Origin of the sequence: Sphingosinicella ginsenosidimutans (genome assembly GCF_007995055.1) — a bacterium.
Lineage (GTDB): Bacteria > Pseudomonadota > Alphaproteobacteria > Sphingomonadales > Sphingomonadaceae > Allosphingosinicella > Allosphingosinicella ginsenosidimutans.
The window spans coordinates 180667-195224 of the sequence record NZ_VOQQ01000001.1; the positions used below are offsets into that span (position 1 = coordinate 180667).

Consider the following 14558-nt stretch of genomic DNA (forward strand, 5'->3'; position numbering starts at 1 on the left):
AACATGATGAGACACGCTCGCCTGTCGCTTCTCGCGATCGCCCTCGCCTCGCCGACCATGCCCGGCGCCATCCAGTCCGCGGCACTGGCGCAGAACGCCGCGCAGCCCCCGGTCAACCTGCTCCCGCCTCCGCCAGCGACGGCGACGCCCGCGCCGGTCCAGATCGTGTGGCAACGCCGCGCCGCCGAGGCGCTCTACCAATATATTCAGGCGATCGGCCAGGAAGGGCTCGATCCGGCGATCTACAATCCGGATCGGCTGCGCGCGGCGATCGACAGCGGCGACGACGTCATGCTCGGCGCGGTCGCGACGCCGATCTTCACCCGTCTCGCGAGCGATCTTGCCGGCGGCTATGTGCGCGGCGATTCACGCGTCGACTGGCACATGCCGATGAATACGATCGATGCCGCGAGCCAGCAGGCGATGCTGGTCCGCGCGAGCCAGGGCGACGTTGCCGCGACGCTGAACGCGCTGCTGCCCACCCATCCGCAATATCTCGGGCTTAAGCAGGCGCTTGCCAACACGCCGCCCGACGATATCGCCCGCCGCGACATCATCCGCGCCAACATGGAGCGCTGGCGCTGGATGCCGCGCGATCTCGGCGCCCGGCACGTCATCGTCAACGTCCCCGCCTTCACCGTCGCGCTCGTCCAGGACGGGCGGGTGGTGACGCGCCATCGCGGCGTGGTCGGCGCCCGGCGGACCCCGACGCCGCAGCTTTCCGCGCGCATCTCCGCCGTCACCGTCAATCCCTGGTGGAACGTACCGCAGAGCATCGCATCGACGATGCGGAGCACCGCCGGCTATCAGGTGCGGGAGGTCAACGGCACGCGGTTGATCCGGCAGCCGCCGGGGCCGCGCAATGCGCTCGGCCGATTGAAGATCGAGATGCCCAACGAATGGGCGATCTACCTCCACGACACCCCGGCCCAGGCGCTGTTCGATCGGCCGGTGCGTGCGTTCAGCCACGGCTGCATCCGGACCCAATATGTGCGGGATTTCGCGGCCGATCTGCTCGCTCCGGGGAACGGCCAGTGGGATCGTGCGGCGATCGATGCGGCGATCGCACGCGGCGATACGCGCTCGATCACCCTCGCCCAGCCGGTGCCGGTCTACATCTCCTATTTCACGGCCGCCGCGACGACCGACGGCAATATCGTGACCTATCCGGACATTTACGGGCGCGACGCGCCGGTCCGGCAGGCGCTGAACCGGGCGAGCGCCGCCACCCAGCAGGCGAGCCGCAACTGATCCTTCAGGGGGCGCCGGTCGAACGGCCGGCGCCTTTCGCCGAAAATCCGTCCAGCGCCGCCACCGTCGTGGCAGGTCCGTGCATGAGGAGCTTGCCGATGGGATGGATGGTGCGGTCGATGCTCGGCGCAGCGATGTCGCTCGCCGCCCTTGCCGGTGCGCGGGCGCAGCCGCCATCGGCCCTGGACAGCCTGATCGCCGCCGAGCGGGCCTTCGCCGATTATACCGCCGCGAACGGCATAAAGCGCGGCTTCCTCGCTTATGCCGCGGATCAGGCATTCAGCTTCCGGCCCGGCCCGACGCCGATCCGCCCGCGTCTTCAGGCGATGCCGGATGCGGTTCCGCCCGGTGAACCGCTGCGCTGGTGGCCGCTTTATGCTGGCGTCGCCAATTCGGGGGACCTCGGCTTCACCAGCGGCGGCGTCAACGGGCCGACCCGCTACTTCACCGTCTGGCTGCGCCAGGAGGACGGACGCTGGCGCTGGGTCTATGACGGCGGCGTCGATCTTGCCGCGCCATTGCCCGGAAGCCCGACCGATCCGGTCGTCCGCCTCGCTCCGGCCGCCGGGGGCGCGGGCTCGCCGGAGCTGGCGCTCGCCGAACTCGCGCGGATCGAAAACCAGCTCGCCGAGGCCGCCGCCGAGGATTCAGCCGCCGCCCATCGCGCGTGGCTCGCGGCGGATGCGCTGATCGCGGGATCGCCGGTGGCGACGCTGCCCCGCACCGCGGATCACGAGGCCGAGCTTGCGCGCTGGCCGGCGCGGGTGTCGCTTCGCCGGCAGGGCGGCGTCGCCAGCCGCGACGGCGATCTCGCTTTCACCTGGGGAGAAGCGCGCTGGCGCGACGGCGATTCGCCGCGCTGGGGCCATTATGCGCGAATGTGGCAGAAGCAGCCGGACGGCTGGCGGATGGTCGCGGACCTTCAGCTCAAGGCCGAGGGCGAACCGCCGGCCGAGTGATCGGCCTCAGGCGATGCGATCCGCGTAGAGAAAATGGCCGGGCCCGAGCCGCGCCATCGCCTCCTGAAGGCTCGCGCGCGGCAAGGCGAAGCAGCCCTCGCTGCGGCCGAGCCGGCCCATTTCGGCGACGATGCCCGGCTCTGCATACCAGGCGGTGTGGACGACGATCGAGCGTGCCTCGGCATTGCTGTTCGAAGGATCGAGCCCGCGCACCCGCATCGATCGGCCATATTTGCCGTCATAATAGGTGCTGACGACATAGCCGCCGCTGGAGCTCGCCTCCGATCCGATCGCGTTCGAAAAGCGCTGCAGGAAGCCGGTATGCGCCGGATCCGAACCGCGGCCATGGGCGACGAGGTGACGGGTCACCCGGCCCGTATTCGTGTCGAGCAGGTAGAAACGCGGCTCGCTCGATGACTTGGCGAAGTCGACGATCGCGACCGTCTCCGTCCGGGTCAGCGCGCCGCGGTGCCGATCGAAGGCGGCGCGCGCGCGGGTCACGAGCTGCGGATCTATCGACGGATCGACCAGGACGCGCGGACGGGCGGGAACCGCATCGGGCGTCACCGGGTTTTCATAGGGCGAGGCCGGCTGGGCATCCGGCCGGCGGCGGAGCGTCGATGGATCGACGACGGCGGCGATCAGCGGCGATCCCGCCGTCAGGGAAAGCACGCCGGCGGCGCATCCAGCCTCGACGATCTGCCTTCGCGACAACATGGGTTCAATCCTCCCCGGCATGACGGGAACGTAAGAACTTCGCCCCCTCGCCTCAATCCGAGCGGGGGTTCCGCGCGGTCGCTTCGCCGTGACGAGGGCGCCGTTCGCCGCAAGCCTCGCGCGCAATGGTAAACAAGATTTTGGGGTCGGCGACGAACCGTGCCGCAAGCGCGGCGAAGGCGTGCGCTGCGGTCTCCTGCCCCCGACTCGCGGTCAAAAGCGGGCAAAGCTGTTGCGCTTTGCGTCCCCTGCGCCCATTTTGCGCATCGAGGGTGAGCATTTCCGTGACCAGACAGACCGACCAACGCAACGTCTACGTCGTCGACGACAATCGCGACGTTCGCCGATCATTGAGCTATATGTTGAGCGCGTCGGACACGCCGTCCCGGCCGTTCGGATCGGGGCAGGATTTCCTCGACTCGCTCGACGATCTCCAGCCCGGCTGCATCCTGCTCGATCTTCGCATGCCGGTGATGGACGGCTTCGCGGTGATGGAGGCGCTGGCCAGGCGCGGCGTCGACTGGCCGGTGATCGTGATGACCGGCCATGGCGAGATTTCGATCGCCGTGCGCGCGATGAAGCAGGGCGCGATCGATTTCATCCAGAAGCCGTTCGCCGAAGAGGCGTTGAGCGGCTGCCTGGAAACCGGCTTCAAGCTGCTCGCCGAACGGCTCGAGGCCGGCCAGCGCCGCCGCGTCGCCCGCGAACGGGTCGATCAGCTCACCGCGCGCGAGACAGAGGTTCTCGAAGGCCTGCTCGCGGGCGAATCGAACAAGCAGCTCGCCGGCCGCCTCGGCATCTCGCTTCGCACGGTCGAGATGCATCGCGGCAACATGATGGACCGGCTCGCCGTCGCCAATCTTGCGGAGGCGCTGACGCTGGCGATGGAGGCGGGCTTGAAGCCGGCCGATCCCGTCGCCACTTCGGAAGGAGCCGCCCGGCAGCCCGCCTGACGGCTTCCAACATAGCGGGAGAAGGCGAATGGCCGAACAGCAGGCGATCCTTGCCGGCGGATGCTTCTGGTGCACCGAGGCCGTGTTCAACGACGTGATCGGCGTCTCGAAGGTTGAAAGCGGCTATACCGGCGGCACCGTGACGAGCCCGACCTACCGCCAGGTCTGCGGCGGCGACACCGGCCACGCCGAGGCGATCCGGGTGACCTTCGATCCCGATCAGCTGTCCTATGACGATCTGCTCGACATCTTCTTCGCGACCCACGATCCGACGCAGCTCAATCGCCAGGGCAACGATATCGGGACGCAATACCGGTCCGCCATCTTCCCGAACTCGCCCGAACAGGAAGAGGCCGCGAAGCAGGCGATCGCGCGCAACCAGGCGAACTGGCCCGCGCCGATCGCGACGACGATCGAGCCGCTCGGCACGTGGTGGCCGGCGGAGGATTATCACCAGGCCTATTGGGAAGGCGAAGGACAGCGCAGCCCCTATTGCCTCGCCGTCATCCCGCCCAAGCTCCAGAAGCTCCGCAAGAGCTTCGCCGCCCGCGTGAAGAGCGAAACCGCCGCCTAGAGGCCGGACCAGCGAATGTCCGTCATCCCGACCCCGCCGCCGGGATGACGGCTCCTGTCACGCTTCCGAAGCGAATCGTTCCCTAAAGCGCCTCTCCCTCGATCGGCGGGCGCACCTCGGCTTCGCCGCCGATCGCGCGATAGACGATCCCGCCGATGAGCCCGCCGGCGATCGGCGCGACCCAGAACAGCCAGAGCTGCTGGAGCGCCCAGCCGCCAGCGATGATCGCCGGCCCGGTCGAGCGCGCCGGATTGACCGACGTGTTGGTGACCGGGATCGAGATGAGGTGGATCAGCGTCAACGCGAGGCCGATCGCAATCGGCGCGAAACCGGCCGGCGCGCGCGTGTCCGTGGCGCCCATGATGATCATCAGGAAGAAGAAGGTCAGCACCACCTCGATGATGAGGCCCGATTCCAGCGAGAAGCCGTTCGGCGAATGATCGCCGAAGCCGTTCTGGGCGAGGCCGTTGGCGGCCAGCGACCAATCCGGATTGCCGCGCGCGATTTCGTATAGCACCGCCGCGGCGACGATCGCGCCGAGGAGCTGGGCGACGACGTAGAGCGGGATGTCGCGGGCGGGAAAGCGCCGGCCGGCCCATAGCCCGATCGTCACCGCCGGGTTGAGATGGCAGCCGGAAATGTGGCCGATCGTGTAGCACATGGTGAGCACGGTCAGGCCGAAAGCAAGCGCAACGCCCGCATAGCCGATACCGAGATCGGGCACCCCGGCCGCGAGCACCGCGCTTCCGCAACCGCCGAAGACCAGCCAGAAGGTGCCGAAGAATTCGGCAAGCCCGCGCTGCGTGTTCGTCATGACTCATTCTCCCTGTTCGACCGCGACTCGCGCGGCCGAAACGAAGGATAAGTGACGGATCGGGCGAGTAAAGTTCGCGCCTGCTACAGAAGCGCGTGATCGATCGGCCCGGTCCGGTCGAGCGTGCGCGACAGATCGGGCAGCGGATATTTGAGCCCGGTCGCGCAGTTGAACAGGACGACCTTGTCGTTCGCGTCGATCCGTCCTTCGGCGCGCGCCTTCTTCGCCGCCGCCAGCGTCGCGGCGCCTTCTGGGCAGAGCAGCAGCCCGTCCGCCGTCGCCGACTCGTCCAGCGCCGCCGCGATCTCGGCGTCGGAGACGGCGATGGCAAAGCCGCCGCTGTCCCGGACAGCGCGAAGGATCAGGAAATCGCCGATCGCCTTGGGCACGCGGATGCCGGAGGCGATCGTGTGCGCGTCTTCCCAGCGCGGCGCGTGATCCTCGCCGGCCTCGAACGCCCGGACGATCGGCGCGCAGCCTTCTGCCTGCACCGCGACCATGCGCGGCCGCTTCGTTCCGATGAAGCCGAGCGCCTCCAGCTCGTCGAACGCCTTCCACATGCCGATGAGGCCGGTGCCGCCGCCGGTGGGATAGAAGATGACGTCGGGCACGTCCCAGCCGAGCTGTTCGATCAGCTCCAGCCCCATCGTCTTCTTGCCCTCGATCCGGTAGGGTTCCTTGAGCGTCGAGAAATCGAACCATTCGCCCTTCTTCGCCCCCTCGGCGACGATCGCGCCGCATTGGTCGATGAGGCCGTTCACCCGATAGACGCGGGCGCCCTGCGCGGCGATCTCGCGCACGTTCACCTCGGGCGTGTCGGCGGGGCACAGCACCACCGTCTCGATCCCGGCCCGGCTGGCATAAGCGGCGAGCGCGGCGCCGGCATTGCCGTTGGTCGGCATCGCGATCTTGGTCGTGCCGAGTTCCTTCGCCATCGACAGCGCCATGACCAGCCCGCGCGCCTTGAACGATCCCGTCGGCAGGCGACCCTCGTCCTTCACCGAAAGATCGCCGATGCCGATTCGCGCGCCGGTCGCCGGCAGCGGCACGATCGGGGTGGCGGTCTCGCCGAGGCTCACGACGTTTTCCGTGCGGCGCACCGGCAGCAACTCGCGCCAACGCCACAGGTCCATCGGCCGCGCTGCAAGCGCCTCCCTGGTGAGCGCTGCGCCGGCGGCGACGAGATCGTAGCGCACCAGAAGCGGCCAGCCGCCCGCCGAAAGATTGTGGAGCCGATCGGCCTCATAACGCTCGCCGGTCATCGAGCATTCGAGATGGGTGACGAAGGTAGGGCGCTCCGCAGTGAGGTTGTCGTTGGTCTTCATGTCGTCTCCGGTCGTGGCGCCGCGGCCCGGCGCAGTCGGTCGTTGATCGCGGCCCCCAGGCCGGTGTCGGGAATGGGTGCCACCGCGATTCGCGCGCGCGGCGCGGCCTCGGCCTGGTGGAGCGCGTCGAACAGGCGCGCGGCGGCCTCGACGAGATCGCCCGACGGGCTGAGGCTCGCGTCGCCGGTCACCTCCCCGAAGCCGATCAGCCATTCATCCGCGGCCGCCTCGGTCGCGTCGAGGCGGACCGGCTTGGCCGGGGCGTAATGGCTGGCGAGCTGTCCCGGCGCCTCGATCCGCCCGCGCGCAGTCGGTTCGAGCCCGAGATCGATCGGCCCCGGACGAAGCAGCCGAAGCCCCTCCCCGTCGACCGCCACGATCGTCGATTCGAGGCCGAGCGCGGTCAGCCCACCATCGAGGATCAGCGGTATCCGCCCGCCAAGGCTGGCCAGCACATGCTCGGCGCGCGTCGGGCTGATCCGCCCGCTCGCATTGGCCGAAGGCGCCGCGAGCGGCCTCCCGACCGCCGCGAGCAGCGCGCGCATCGCCCGATGCGCCGGCACGCGCAGCGCCACGGTCGAAAGCCCGGCGGTCACCAAAGATGCGATCCCCGCCGCCTCGCGCAGCGGCAGGACCAGCGTCAGCGGCCCCGGCCAGTGCGCGGCCGCAAGCCGCTCCGCCATCGGATCGAAATGCGCGATCCGGCGCGCTGCATCGAGACCGGGAACATGGACGATCAACGGGTTGAAGCTCGGCCTTCCCTTCGCTTCGTAGATGCGTGCAACCGCGGCCCCGCTGGTCGCGTCGGCCGCGAGGCCGTAGACAGTCTCCGTCGGCACCGCGACCGGCCAACCTTCGGCGATCAGGCGCGCGGCCTCGTCGATCGCTTGGGGACCGAGAGGAAGGACGCGGGTGTTTCCGGGCTGCACGCTGCCGCGCTATAGCCGCGGCGACGCCAGCGCAACATTGGGGGACTAGCGAAGATGACCTATGCGCCACCGGTCGAGGAGCAGAAGTTCCTGCTGCGCCATGTCGTCGGCATGGCGGAGCTGGCAACCTCCGACGCCTTCGCCGAAGCCACGCCCGAGACCGTCGACGCGATCGTCGAGGGTGCCGGCGCCTTCGCGGCCGGCGAGTTCGCCCCGCTCAACCGGATCGGGGACGAGGTCGGCGCGCGGTGGGACGACGGCAAGGTGACGATGCCGGCGGGCTTCCGCGAGGCCTATCGCGCCTATGTCGAGGGCGGCTGGGGCACGATCGCGGGGCCGGCCGCCTTCGGCGGTCAGGGCCTCCCGCTCAGCCTTGCCAGCGTCGTCATGGAGGATCTGGGCTCGGCGAACATGGGCTTTTCGCTGTGCATGATGCTGACCCCGGCGGCGGTCGAGGCGCTGAAGCATCACGGCACCGGCGCGCAGCAGGAGATGTGGCTGCCGAAGCTCGTCACCGGCGAATGGACCGGGACGATGAACCTCACCGAGCCGCAGGCCGGGTCCGATGTCGGGGCGCTCAAGACCCGCGCCGAGCCGGCCGCGGACGGCAGCTACCGGATCAGGGGCCAGAAGATCTTCATCACCTTTGGCGAGCACGATCTTGCCGACAATATCGTCCACCTCGTCCTCGCCCGCCTCCCCGACGCGCCGGGCGGCACGAAGGGAATTTCGTTGTTCATCGTCCCCAAGGTCCTGCCCGATGGGACGCCGAACGATCTTCGCTGCGTGTCGATCGAGCACAAGCTCGGCATCCACGCCTCGCCGACCTGCGTCATGTCCTATGGCGACAATGGGGGCGCGACCGGCTGGCTGATCGGCGCCGAGAATGCGGGGATGCGCGCGATGTTCACGATGATGAACAATGCCCGCCTCAATGTCGGCCTGCAGGGCGTCTCGATCGCCGAGCGTGCGATGCAGCAGGCGATCGATTATGCCCGCGAGCGCGTGCAGGGCAGCCGGGCCGGGCAGCCGGCGCGGATTATCGAGCATCCGGACGTGCGGCGGATGTTGCTGCGGATGAAGGCGCTGACCCAGGCGGCGCGTGCGCTCGCTTATTATTGCGCGGGGCAGACCGACCGGGCGAGCCTTGGCGATGCCGCCGCGCAGGCGCGCGCCGATCTGCTGACGCCGCTCGTCAAGGCCTATGGCACCGATGTCGGCGTCGAGGTGTCCAGCCTCGCGCTCCAGGTCCATGGCGGCATGGGCTATATCGAGGAGACCGGCGCCGCCCAGCATTATCGCGATTCCCGTATCTCGCCGATCTACGAGGGGACGAACGGCATCCAGGCCGCCGACCTGGTCGGCCGCAAGCTCGGCCTGGAGGGGGGACAGGTCTTCGCGAGGCTCGTCGCGGACATCCGCGCCGACGCGCAGGAACGCGGCGAGGAAGGCCTCAAGGACCTCGCCGACGACATCCTCTCGCTGGGCCAGGGTCTGGCCGGCGCGCGCGGCGACGATGCGCTGGCGGCGAGCTACCCGTTCCTGACGATGGTCTCGGTCGCGACCGCCGGCTGGCTTATGGCGCGCCAGGCCCGCGCCGCGGAGCAGGCCGAGGGCGATCCCCGCTTCCTCGCGATGAAGCGGACGGCGGCGCGCTACTATCTCGACCGGATCGTGCCGGAGGCGCTTGGCCTCAAGGCGCATGTCACCGGCGGCGCGGACCTGCTCTACAGCGTCGACGAGGACATGCTTTCGGCGTGACCCGAGCGGAGGCCCGGACCGCGGCCTAGAGCCGCCGCGCGAGCTTGTGCTGGCGCTGGCCGATGGTGCGCCACACGCGCGGCCCCTGATCGACGCGGAAGGCGCCCATCTTCTCGCTCGGCTGCTGCAGCTCGCGCCCGACGACATAGGATTTCGAGGTCTGGCCCGTCCGCCCCTCGCCATGATCGTAGAGGACGTTGACGGCGATCACCGGGATGTAGAGCAGCCGTTCGTCGAGCCGCAGCGCCTTCATCTCCTCGCGCGCGATGCTGACCTCGCCGCGGATCGTGCCGCTGACGCCGGGCTCGACCCCCGGCAGCGTCACCCGCGCGCTTTCGCGGCCGGCGGTGCGGAAGAAGGCGCCGATCTCCTTGTCCTGCTCGGCGCCGGCGTTGAACAGCTTGACGTCGATCCGCACGTTGCGCGCCGGCGCCTCGCCGACATTGGCGATATCGAGCTCGAACTGGACAAGCGCCTCGGCGGTGTTGAACGTCGCCCGCTCGGCGCGAAGATCGATCTCCAGCCAGGGCCGCGCCGACGGATCCGCTTTCGGGGCCGGGGCGGCGGCAGGCGCGGCCGGCGCGGGAGCGGGGGGCGGCGAGGGTCGGGACGCAGCGGCGGCGGACGCGGCCTCCGCCTCCGCCAGCGCCGCCGCGCGAAGCAGTCGCTTCGGCCGCCCGCGCCGCCACAGCAGGAATCCGAGCAGCAGCGCCAGCGCCGCGCCACCGGCGATTTCCAGCCAGATCGGCAGCGTGCCGCCGGTAGACGGAGTCATCGGCTCGCCGGGAATTGAGATCGGCGTCGATTCGGGGGCCGGCGCCGGCGCGGTCTCGGGCGCCGTGTCCGCCGGGGCGCTCGGCTCGGGCGTCGGTGACGCGGCCGGACCGGCCTGTGCTGGAGCGGCGGCCTGCGGCTGCGGTGCTTGCGAAGGCGCGGCCGGCCCCGTCGCCGGCCGGGGGGCTCCCGGACGCTGGCCGCCGGGGATAACCGGGCCGCGCTGCTGCGGCGCGAGATTCGGCGGCAGGCGCAGGCTTGGCATGACCGGCGCCGCCGGCACTGCGACGATCGGCGGCCCGCGGTCCGGACGCTCGGTCGTCGGCGCCGGTCCGGTCGTTCCCGCTCCGACAGGCGCGGGCGGGCCCTGCGTCGTCGGCTCCGCAGTCCGGTTTCCGGATGGAAGCTGGAAATTCTGGAGTTGCGGCGCGACGACCGGAGCCGTGCTGTTGCCCTCAGTCTGCGCCCCGGCCGCGGATGCGCAAAGGAGCGCGGCGGCGCCGCCGATCCACAGGCTCGATCTGCCCTTCGTCATGTAAACCCGATTCAAACCCCGCCCGCCGATCCGCGATCGGCTCCACATAAGCGGCCAAACGCAAAAGTTCAGCGGCGAGTCAACGCCGCGACGCCGAACCGCCGCCCGACTGCGGCAAAAGGGTCACACTATCGGTGCGCTGCGGTGGCGCCGTCATCGGCCGCGCCGACGCGCACGCGTGTGCAGCGCGCGAGCTCATGCTCCGCCGAGACATAGGACATGTCGGTCGGCGCCTCGCTCAGCACGCCCTCCTCGCCGCGCAGCGACCAGGCGAGCGCCGTTGCGCCGGGCGCGGCCTCGCTCCGATAGCGGACGCCGTAGAGCGTCGGCGCGGCCTTCATGTCGATGGTCCGCCCGTCCAGGGTCACGCGGGCGCTGGCGTGGACATAATCGTTGCCGGAATCATAGACGACGTTGGCGATGCGCCCGTCGCCGCACTGATAAGGCACGATCGCGGGTCCGCTATGGACCGGCGCATTGCCGGCAAGCCCGAAAAGTCCGCCGCCCAGAATGAGAACACGAAGTGGAAAAGAGCGCATCACACCCCTCCGTCCGCAGTCGCTGCGATGGTGCGGCACGCGCCGCGCAAAATCAAGCGGGCGCGCTTGGCGACGGCAGCGGGCCGCGCGGCATTTCGACGGGGACGCGCATCAGCTGCGCCGCGACGCCATAGGCCGCGAACAGCAGCACGAGGCTGCCGGCGAACGAGAACATGAAGGCGCGAAACGGGCGGTTCGTCATGATGTGCCCGATATGGGGATGCGATCGTTACGGGGCAACAATCCCGGTCGCAGGATCGGACATGTTCGTCGATGGCGCGACGCCTTCGTCGCAAAAAGGGTCAGGCGCCGGCGCGCTCGACCAGATCCGCCGGATCGAGGCCCAGGCGGCGCATGTGCGTGACGATGGCCGGCCAGCGGCGATCGAGGAAATCCTGCCGCTCGGTCGCGCGCAGCCGATCGGCGGCGCCGGCGGCGACGAACATGCCGACCCCGCGCTTCACCGTCACCAGCCCCTCCTCCTGAAAGGTCTGGTAGGCCTTGGCGACGGTCAGCGGATTGGCGCCGAAATCGGCGGCGAGGCTGCGGACCGACGGCAACGGATCGCCGTCGCGCACCCGCCCCTCCAGAATCATCGCCGCGATCGTGTCGCGCAGGCGGAGATAGACGGGCCGCTCGTTGTTCATGGCCGTGATGGTGAAGTAATACAGTCCCGGGGTCAAGGAAAAGTTGCGGGCGGGACCCATTCGAAGGCCACGTCGTCCGGCACAGGGCGCAAGCGCTCTTCCAGCGGGGCGCCGAGACTACCCAGGAAGATGAACCCGGCGATCCGCTCACCCGGCCCTCCAAAGGCCTCGCGAACCGTGTCCGAATAGGCCGCCCAGCCCGTCACCCAGCCGCCGGCGAAGCCGAGCGCGGTCGCGGCATGGAGCAGATTCATGCAGGCGGCGCCGCAGGACAATTCCTGCTCCCACACCGGGATCTTGTGACCGGGGATCGGGCTCGACAGCACGACCACAAGCTCCGGCGCCTGACTGGCGAAGCGCGCCACCGCCTCGATCTCGAGCCGCTTGGGATCGGGATTGGCTGCGCGATAGGCGCGCTCCAGAAGCACGGCGAAATCGGCGCGCTGATCCTGCGCGACATGGACGAAGCGCCACGGATGAAGCTTGCCGTGATCGGGCGAGCGGGCGGCGAGCTCGAGGATGCGCGCGAGCTGGTCCGCGTCCGGCCCGGGCGCGACGAGATCGCGCGGCCGCGCCGATCGGCGGCTCGCGAGATAGGCGGGCAGCGAGGACGTGTCGTTGAACATGGCGAAGGCGCTAACAGGCGAAGCCTTGACTAACAATCCGGCTTCACACGCGAAATTTTGCCTTTAGTCTGCGGGTCATATAGCGGCGGGCGCAAACCGCCGAACCAGTTTGGGGGAGCAGCTTCGATGGTAGACACGCCCACCGCGGATTCCCCGCGCGAACCGGACATCAGCCACGTCAATCCGGCGGCGGAAAAGACCTGGTTCGGCCATCCGCGGCCGCTGGCCCGGCTGTTCTCGACCGAAGCGTGGGAGCGGTTCGGCTATTACGGCATGCGGGCGCTGCTGACGCTCTATCTCACCAAGCATTTCGTCTTCGGCGATCGCGAGGCGACCGGCCTCTACGGCGGCTATACCGCGCTCGTCTATCTGACGCCGCTGATCGGCGGCTTCCTCGCCGACCAATATCTCGGCTCGAAACGGGCGGTGAAGTTCGGCGCGATCGTGATGGCGCTCGGCTATTTCCTCCTCTGCTTCGGCGGCGAGACCGCGCGACCTTATGCAATGATCGACGGCACACGATACGAGGTGCAGGTCGACAATTTCAGCGACGGGCCGACCAGTCAGCCGAACGAGCAGCGCTTCCTGATCGACGCCGGCCAGCGCTTCGAGATCAAGGGCAATGAAGACGGCAGCGTCTCGCTGCTCAACGCCGACCAGAGCGTCGCGCGCACCGTCCCGACCGGCCATTTCGTGTCGGGCGGCGAGCGCAACGCCTTCTACGTGGCGCTGATGCTGATCGCGCTGAGCCTCGTTTCGGTCGGCAACGGCTTCTTCAAGCCGAATATCTCGACGATGGTGGGATCGCTCTACGCGCAGGGCGACCGCCGCCGCGACGCCGGCTTCACCATCTTCTACATGGGCATCAACCTCGGCTCGATCTTCTCGCAGCTCCTGTGCCCGATCCTTGCCGACATGTTCGGCTGGTGGGCCGGCTTCGGCCTCGCCGCCGCCGGCATGCTGTTCTCCTATTGCCTGATCCGCTTCGACGGTGGCGTCCTGAACGGCATCGGCGAGACGCCTGAGCAGGCCGGGAAGGACCGCGGCCTGCTGATCTACGTGCTCGCGATCGTCGCGGTGCCGGTGCTCTATTTCCTGTTCACCAACCTGATGAACGCGCCGGAGCCGGAGCCGGGAAGCGGCATCGTCGGCTATGTCGCCTCGCTGCCGCTGATGGGCAAATTGCTGTTCGGGTCCTTCCTGATCGGCGTGCCTGCGATCCTCGTCTGGTCGTACGTGAAAGGCAGCCGCCAGGAATTCCAGATGATGGTGGTGGCGATGATCCTCGTCACCTTCAACGTCGTCTTCTGGACGTTGTTCGAACAGGCGGGCTCCTCGCTCACGCTGTTCGCCGATCGCAACACCGACCTGTCCGTCTTCGGCCTCTTCTCGCTTTCGGCGCCGCAGACCCAGAATTTCAACCCGCTCTCCATCGTCATCTTCGCGCCGATCATGAGCATCTTGTGGAGCGCGCTGGCCCGCCGCAGCGTGGCGCCGGGGGCCGGACTCAAGGCGCTCGGCTATGTCTGGACGGCGGTGCTGGCGCTCGCCGGGCTCTACATCGCCTGGGGCCTCTACGGCGCCTTCGCGAATCCGGTCGGCGGCTTGATCGTGGCGCTCATCCTGGCGGTCCTCACCATCGTCGCGGCGCTCGCCTGGGCAAAGCAGGTTTCGGACTGGAAGGAGGCGACGATCCTCGAGCCGTCGATCCCGGTCAAGTTCGCGATCGCCTTGGTCGGGGTCGGCGCCGGCTTCCTGTTTCTGGTCTGGGGCACGAATTTCGCCGGGCCGGACTTCCGGGTCGCCCTCTGGTGGCTCGCCGGCCTCTATCTGCTCCACAGCCTTGCCGAGCTGTGCATCTCGCCGGTTGGCCTGTCGATGATCACCAAGCTGTCGATCACCCGCATCGTCGGCCTGATGATGGGCGTGTGGTTCCTGTCGATCTCCTGTGCCCAATATGTCGCCGGCGTCGTCGCCCAGGTGGCGAGCGTCGAGACGGTGGGTGGCCAGGTCACCAACCGACAGGTCAGCCTCGAAACCTATGTCGGGGTGTTCTGGCACATCGGCCTGATCGCCGCCGGCATCGGCCTGTTCCTCCTTCTCCTTTCCCCGCTCATCAAGAAGTGGATGCACGGTGTTCAATAAGCTGCGCCC

At 68.8% G+C, this 14558-nt stretch carries 15 protein-coding genes; 6 read left to right on the forward strand and 9 right to left on the reverse strand.

Translation table 11 applies throughout. The annotated features are described in order from the left end of the window. Positions 1-6: 6 nt before the first annotated feature. The gene (locus tag FRZ32_RS00980; protein WP_158635777.1) at positions 7-1251 is read left to right on the forward strand and encodes a L,D-transpeptidase family protein; all 1245 of its coding nucleotides are present in this window, start codon (positions 7-9) and stop codon (positions 1249-1251) included. A 98-nt stretch (positions 1252-1349) separates the two neighbouring features. Beyond that, entirely contained in the window at positions 1350-2210 is an 861-nt protein-coding gene (locus FRZ32_RS00985; RefSeq protein ID WP_158635778.1) for a DUF4440 domain-containing protein, read from the forward strand. Positions 2211-2216: 6 nt separating this feature from the next. Here the strand turns inward: FRZ32_RS00985 and FRZ32_RS00990 are convergent, their stop codons facing one another. Further along, positions 2217-2927 (reverse strand): murein L,D-transpeptidase catalytic domain family protein, encoded by a 711-nt coding sequence (locus tag FRZ32_RS00990; RefSeq protein ID WP_158635779.1) that lies wholly within the window; start codon positions 2925-2927, stop codon positions 2217-2219. Between the two features lie 284 nt (positions 2928-3211). Between FRZ32_RS00990 and FRZ32_RS00995 the strand changes: the two genes are divergently transcribed. Both FRZ32_RS00995 and msrA read left to right on the forward strand, forming a co-directional pair. Then, positions 3212-3880, forward strand: coding sequence for a response regulator transcription factor (locus FRZ32_RS00995; protein WP_243445152.1), 669 nt, complete (start codon positions 3212-3214; stop codon positions 3878-3880). Between the two features lie 28 nt (positions 3881-3908). Continuing rightward, complete coding sequence (gene msrA / locus FRZ32_RS01000) at positions 3909-4454, forward strand: peptide-methionine (S)-S-oxide reductase MsrA (RefSeq protein WP_147041744.1); 546 nt, start codon at positions 3909-3911, stop codon at positions 4452-4454. Positions 4455-4536: 82 nt separating this feature from the next. Here msrA and aqpZ read toward each other — a convergent pair whose 3' ends face one another. The 3 genes from aqpZ to FRZ32_RS01015 all read right to left on the reverse strand — a co-directional run bounded on the left by aqpZ (position 4537) and on the right by FRZ32_RS01015 (position 7522). Then, positions 4537-5268: an aquaporin Z gene (gene aqpZ / locus FRZ32_RS01005; RefSeq protein WP_147041745.1), complete on the reverse strand. Its 732-nt coding sequence runs from the start codon at positions 5266-5268 to the stop codon at positions 4537-4539. A gap of 83 nt (positions 5269-5351) precedes the next feature. After that, entirely contained in the window at positions 5352-6593 is a 1242-nt protein-coding gene (locus tag FRZ32_RS01010) for a threonine synthase (protein ID WP_147041746.1), read from the reverse strand. Further along, positions 6590-7522 (reverse strand): L-threonylcarbamoyladenylate synthase, encoded by a 933-nt coding sequence (locus tag FRZ32_RS01015; RefSeq protein ID WP_147041747.1) that lies wholly within the window; start codon positions 7520-7522, stop codon positions 6590-6592. Before FRZ32_RS01015 ends, FRZ32_RS01010 begins: the two co-directional genes overlap by 4 nt. Positions 7523-7576: 54 nt before the next feature. On the opposite strand from FRZ32_RS01015, the gene FRZ32_RS01020 reads away from it, so the two are divergent. Continuing rightward, positions 7577-9283 (forward strand): acyl-CoA dehydrogenase family protein, encoded by a 1707-nt coding sequence (locus FRZ32_RS01020; protein ID WP_147041748.1) that lies wholly within the window; start codon positions 7577-7579, stop codon positions 9281-9283. A gap of 25 nt (positions 9284-9308) precedes the next feature. On the opposite strand, the gene FRZ32_RS01025 is transcribed toward FRZ32_RS01020, so the two are convergent. The 5 genes from FRZ32_RS01025 to FRZ32_RS01040 form a co-directional block, all read right to left on the reverse strand. Continuing rightward, a complete protein-coding gene (locus tag FRZ32_RS01025; protein ID WP_158635780.1) occupies positions 9309-10592 on the reverse strand; it encodes an LPXTG cell wall anchor domain-containing protein in 1284 nt (427 codons plus the stop codon). A 128-nt stretch (positions 10593-10720) separates the two neighbouring features. Next, on the reverse strand, positions 10721-11131 hold the full coding sequence (locus tag FRZ32_RS01030; RefSeq protein ID WP_147041750.1) for an MliC family protein: 411 nt from the start codon (positions 11129-11131) through the stop codon (positions 10721-10723). A gap of 52 nt (positions 11132-11183) precedes the next feature. Beyond that, positions 11184-11333: a hypothetical protein gene (locus FRZ32_RS15150; protein ID WP_158635781.1), complete on the reverse strand. Its 150-nt coding sequence runs from the start codon at positions 11331-11333 to the stop codon at positions 11184-11186. A 100-nt stretch (positions 11334-11433) separates the two neighbouring features. Then, positions 11434-11778, reverse strand: a complete 345-nt coding sequence (locus tag FRZ32_RS01035) for a GntR family transcriptional regulator (RefSeq protein WP_192901863.1) — start codon at positions 11776-11778, stop codon at positions 11434-11436. Between the two features lie 32 nt (positions 11779-11810). Beyond that, positions 11811-12404 carry a nitroreductase family protein gene (locus FRZ32_RS01040; RefSeq protein ID WP_147041751.1) on the reverse strand — a complete coding sequence of 198 codons (594 nt, stop codon included), beginning with the start codon at positions 12402-12404 and terminating at the stop codon, positions 11811-11813. A 126-nt stretch (positions 12405-12530) separates the two neighbouring features. On the opposite strand from FRZ32_RS01040, the gene FRZ32_RS01045 reads away from it, so the two are divergent. Next, positions 12531-14549, forward strand: coding sequence for a peptide MFS transporter (locus tag FRZ32_RS01045; RefSeq protein ID WP_147041752.1), 2019 nt, complete (start codon positions 12531-12533; stop codon positions 14547-14549). The last annotated feature ends 9 nt before the right edge of the window (positions 14550-14558 follow it).

Coding starts and splice junctions, on each gene's coding strand:
- FRZ32_RS01040 (WP_147041751.1), bottom strand. CDS start 12,404: ATGTTCAACGACACGTCCTCGCTGCCCGCCTATCTCGCGAGCCGCCGA.
- FRZ32_RS01010 (WP_147041746.1), bottom strand. CDS start 6,593: ATGAAGACCAACGACAACCTCACTGCGGAGCGCCCTACCTTCGTCACC.
- FRZ32_RS01025 (WP_158635780.1), bottom strand. CDS start 10,592: ATGACGAAGGGCAGATCGAGCCTGTGGATCGGCGGCGCCGCCGCGCTC.
- FRZ32_RS00985 (WP_158635778.1), top strand. CDS start 1,350: ATGGGATGGATGGTGCGGTCGATGCTCGGCGCAGCGATGTCGCTCGCC.
- FRZ32_RS01030 (WP_147041750.1), bottom strand. CDS start 11,131: ATGCGCTCTTTTCCACTTCGTGTTCTCATTCTGGGCGGCGGACTTTTC.
- FRZ32_RS01020 (WP_147041748.1), top strand. CDS start 7,577: ATGACCTATGCGCCACCGGTCGAGGAGCAGAAGTTCCTGCTGCGCCAT.
- FRZ32_RS15150 (WP_158635781.1), bottom strand. CDS start 11,333: ATGACGAACCGCCCGTTTCGCGCCTTCATGTTCTCGTTCGCCGGCAGC.
- aqpZ (WP_147041745.1), bottom strand. CDS start 5,268: ATGACGAACACGCAGCGCGGGCTTGCCGAATTCTTCGGCACCTTCTGG.
- FRZ32_RS00990 (WP_158635779.1), bottom strand. CDS start 2,927: ATGTTGTCGCGAAGGCAGATCGTCGAGGCTGGATGCGCCGCCGGCGTG.
- msrA (WP_147041744.1), top strand. CDS start 3,909: ATGGCCGAACAGCAGGCGATCCTTGCCGGCGGATGCTTCTGGTGCACC.
- FRZ32_RS01045 (WP_147041752.1), top strand. CDS start 12,531: ATGGTAGACACGCCCACCGCGGATTCCCCGCGCGAACCGGACATCAGC.
- FRZ32_RS00980 (WP_158635777.1), top strand. CDS start 7: ATGAGACACGCTCGCCTGTCGCTTCTCGCGATCGCCCTCGCCTCGCCG.
- FRZ32_RS01035 (WP_192901863.1), bottom strand. CDS start 11,778: ATGAACAACGAGCGGCCCGTCTATCTCCGCCTGCGCGACACGATCGCG.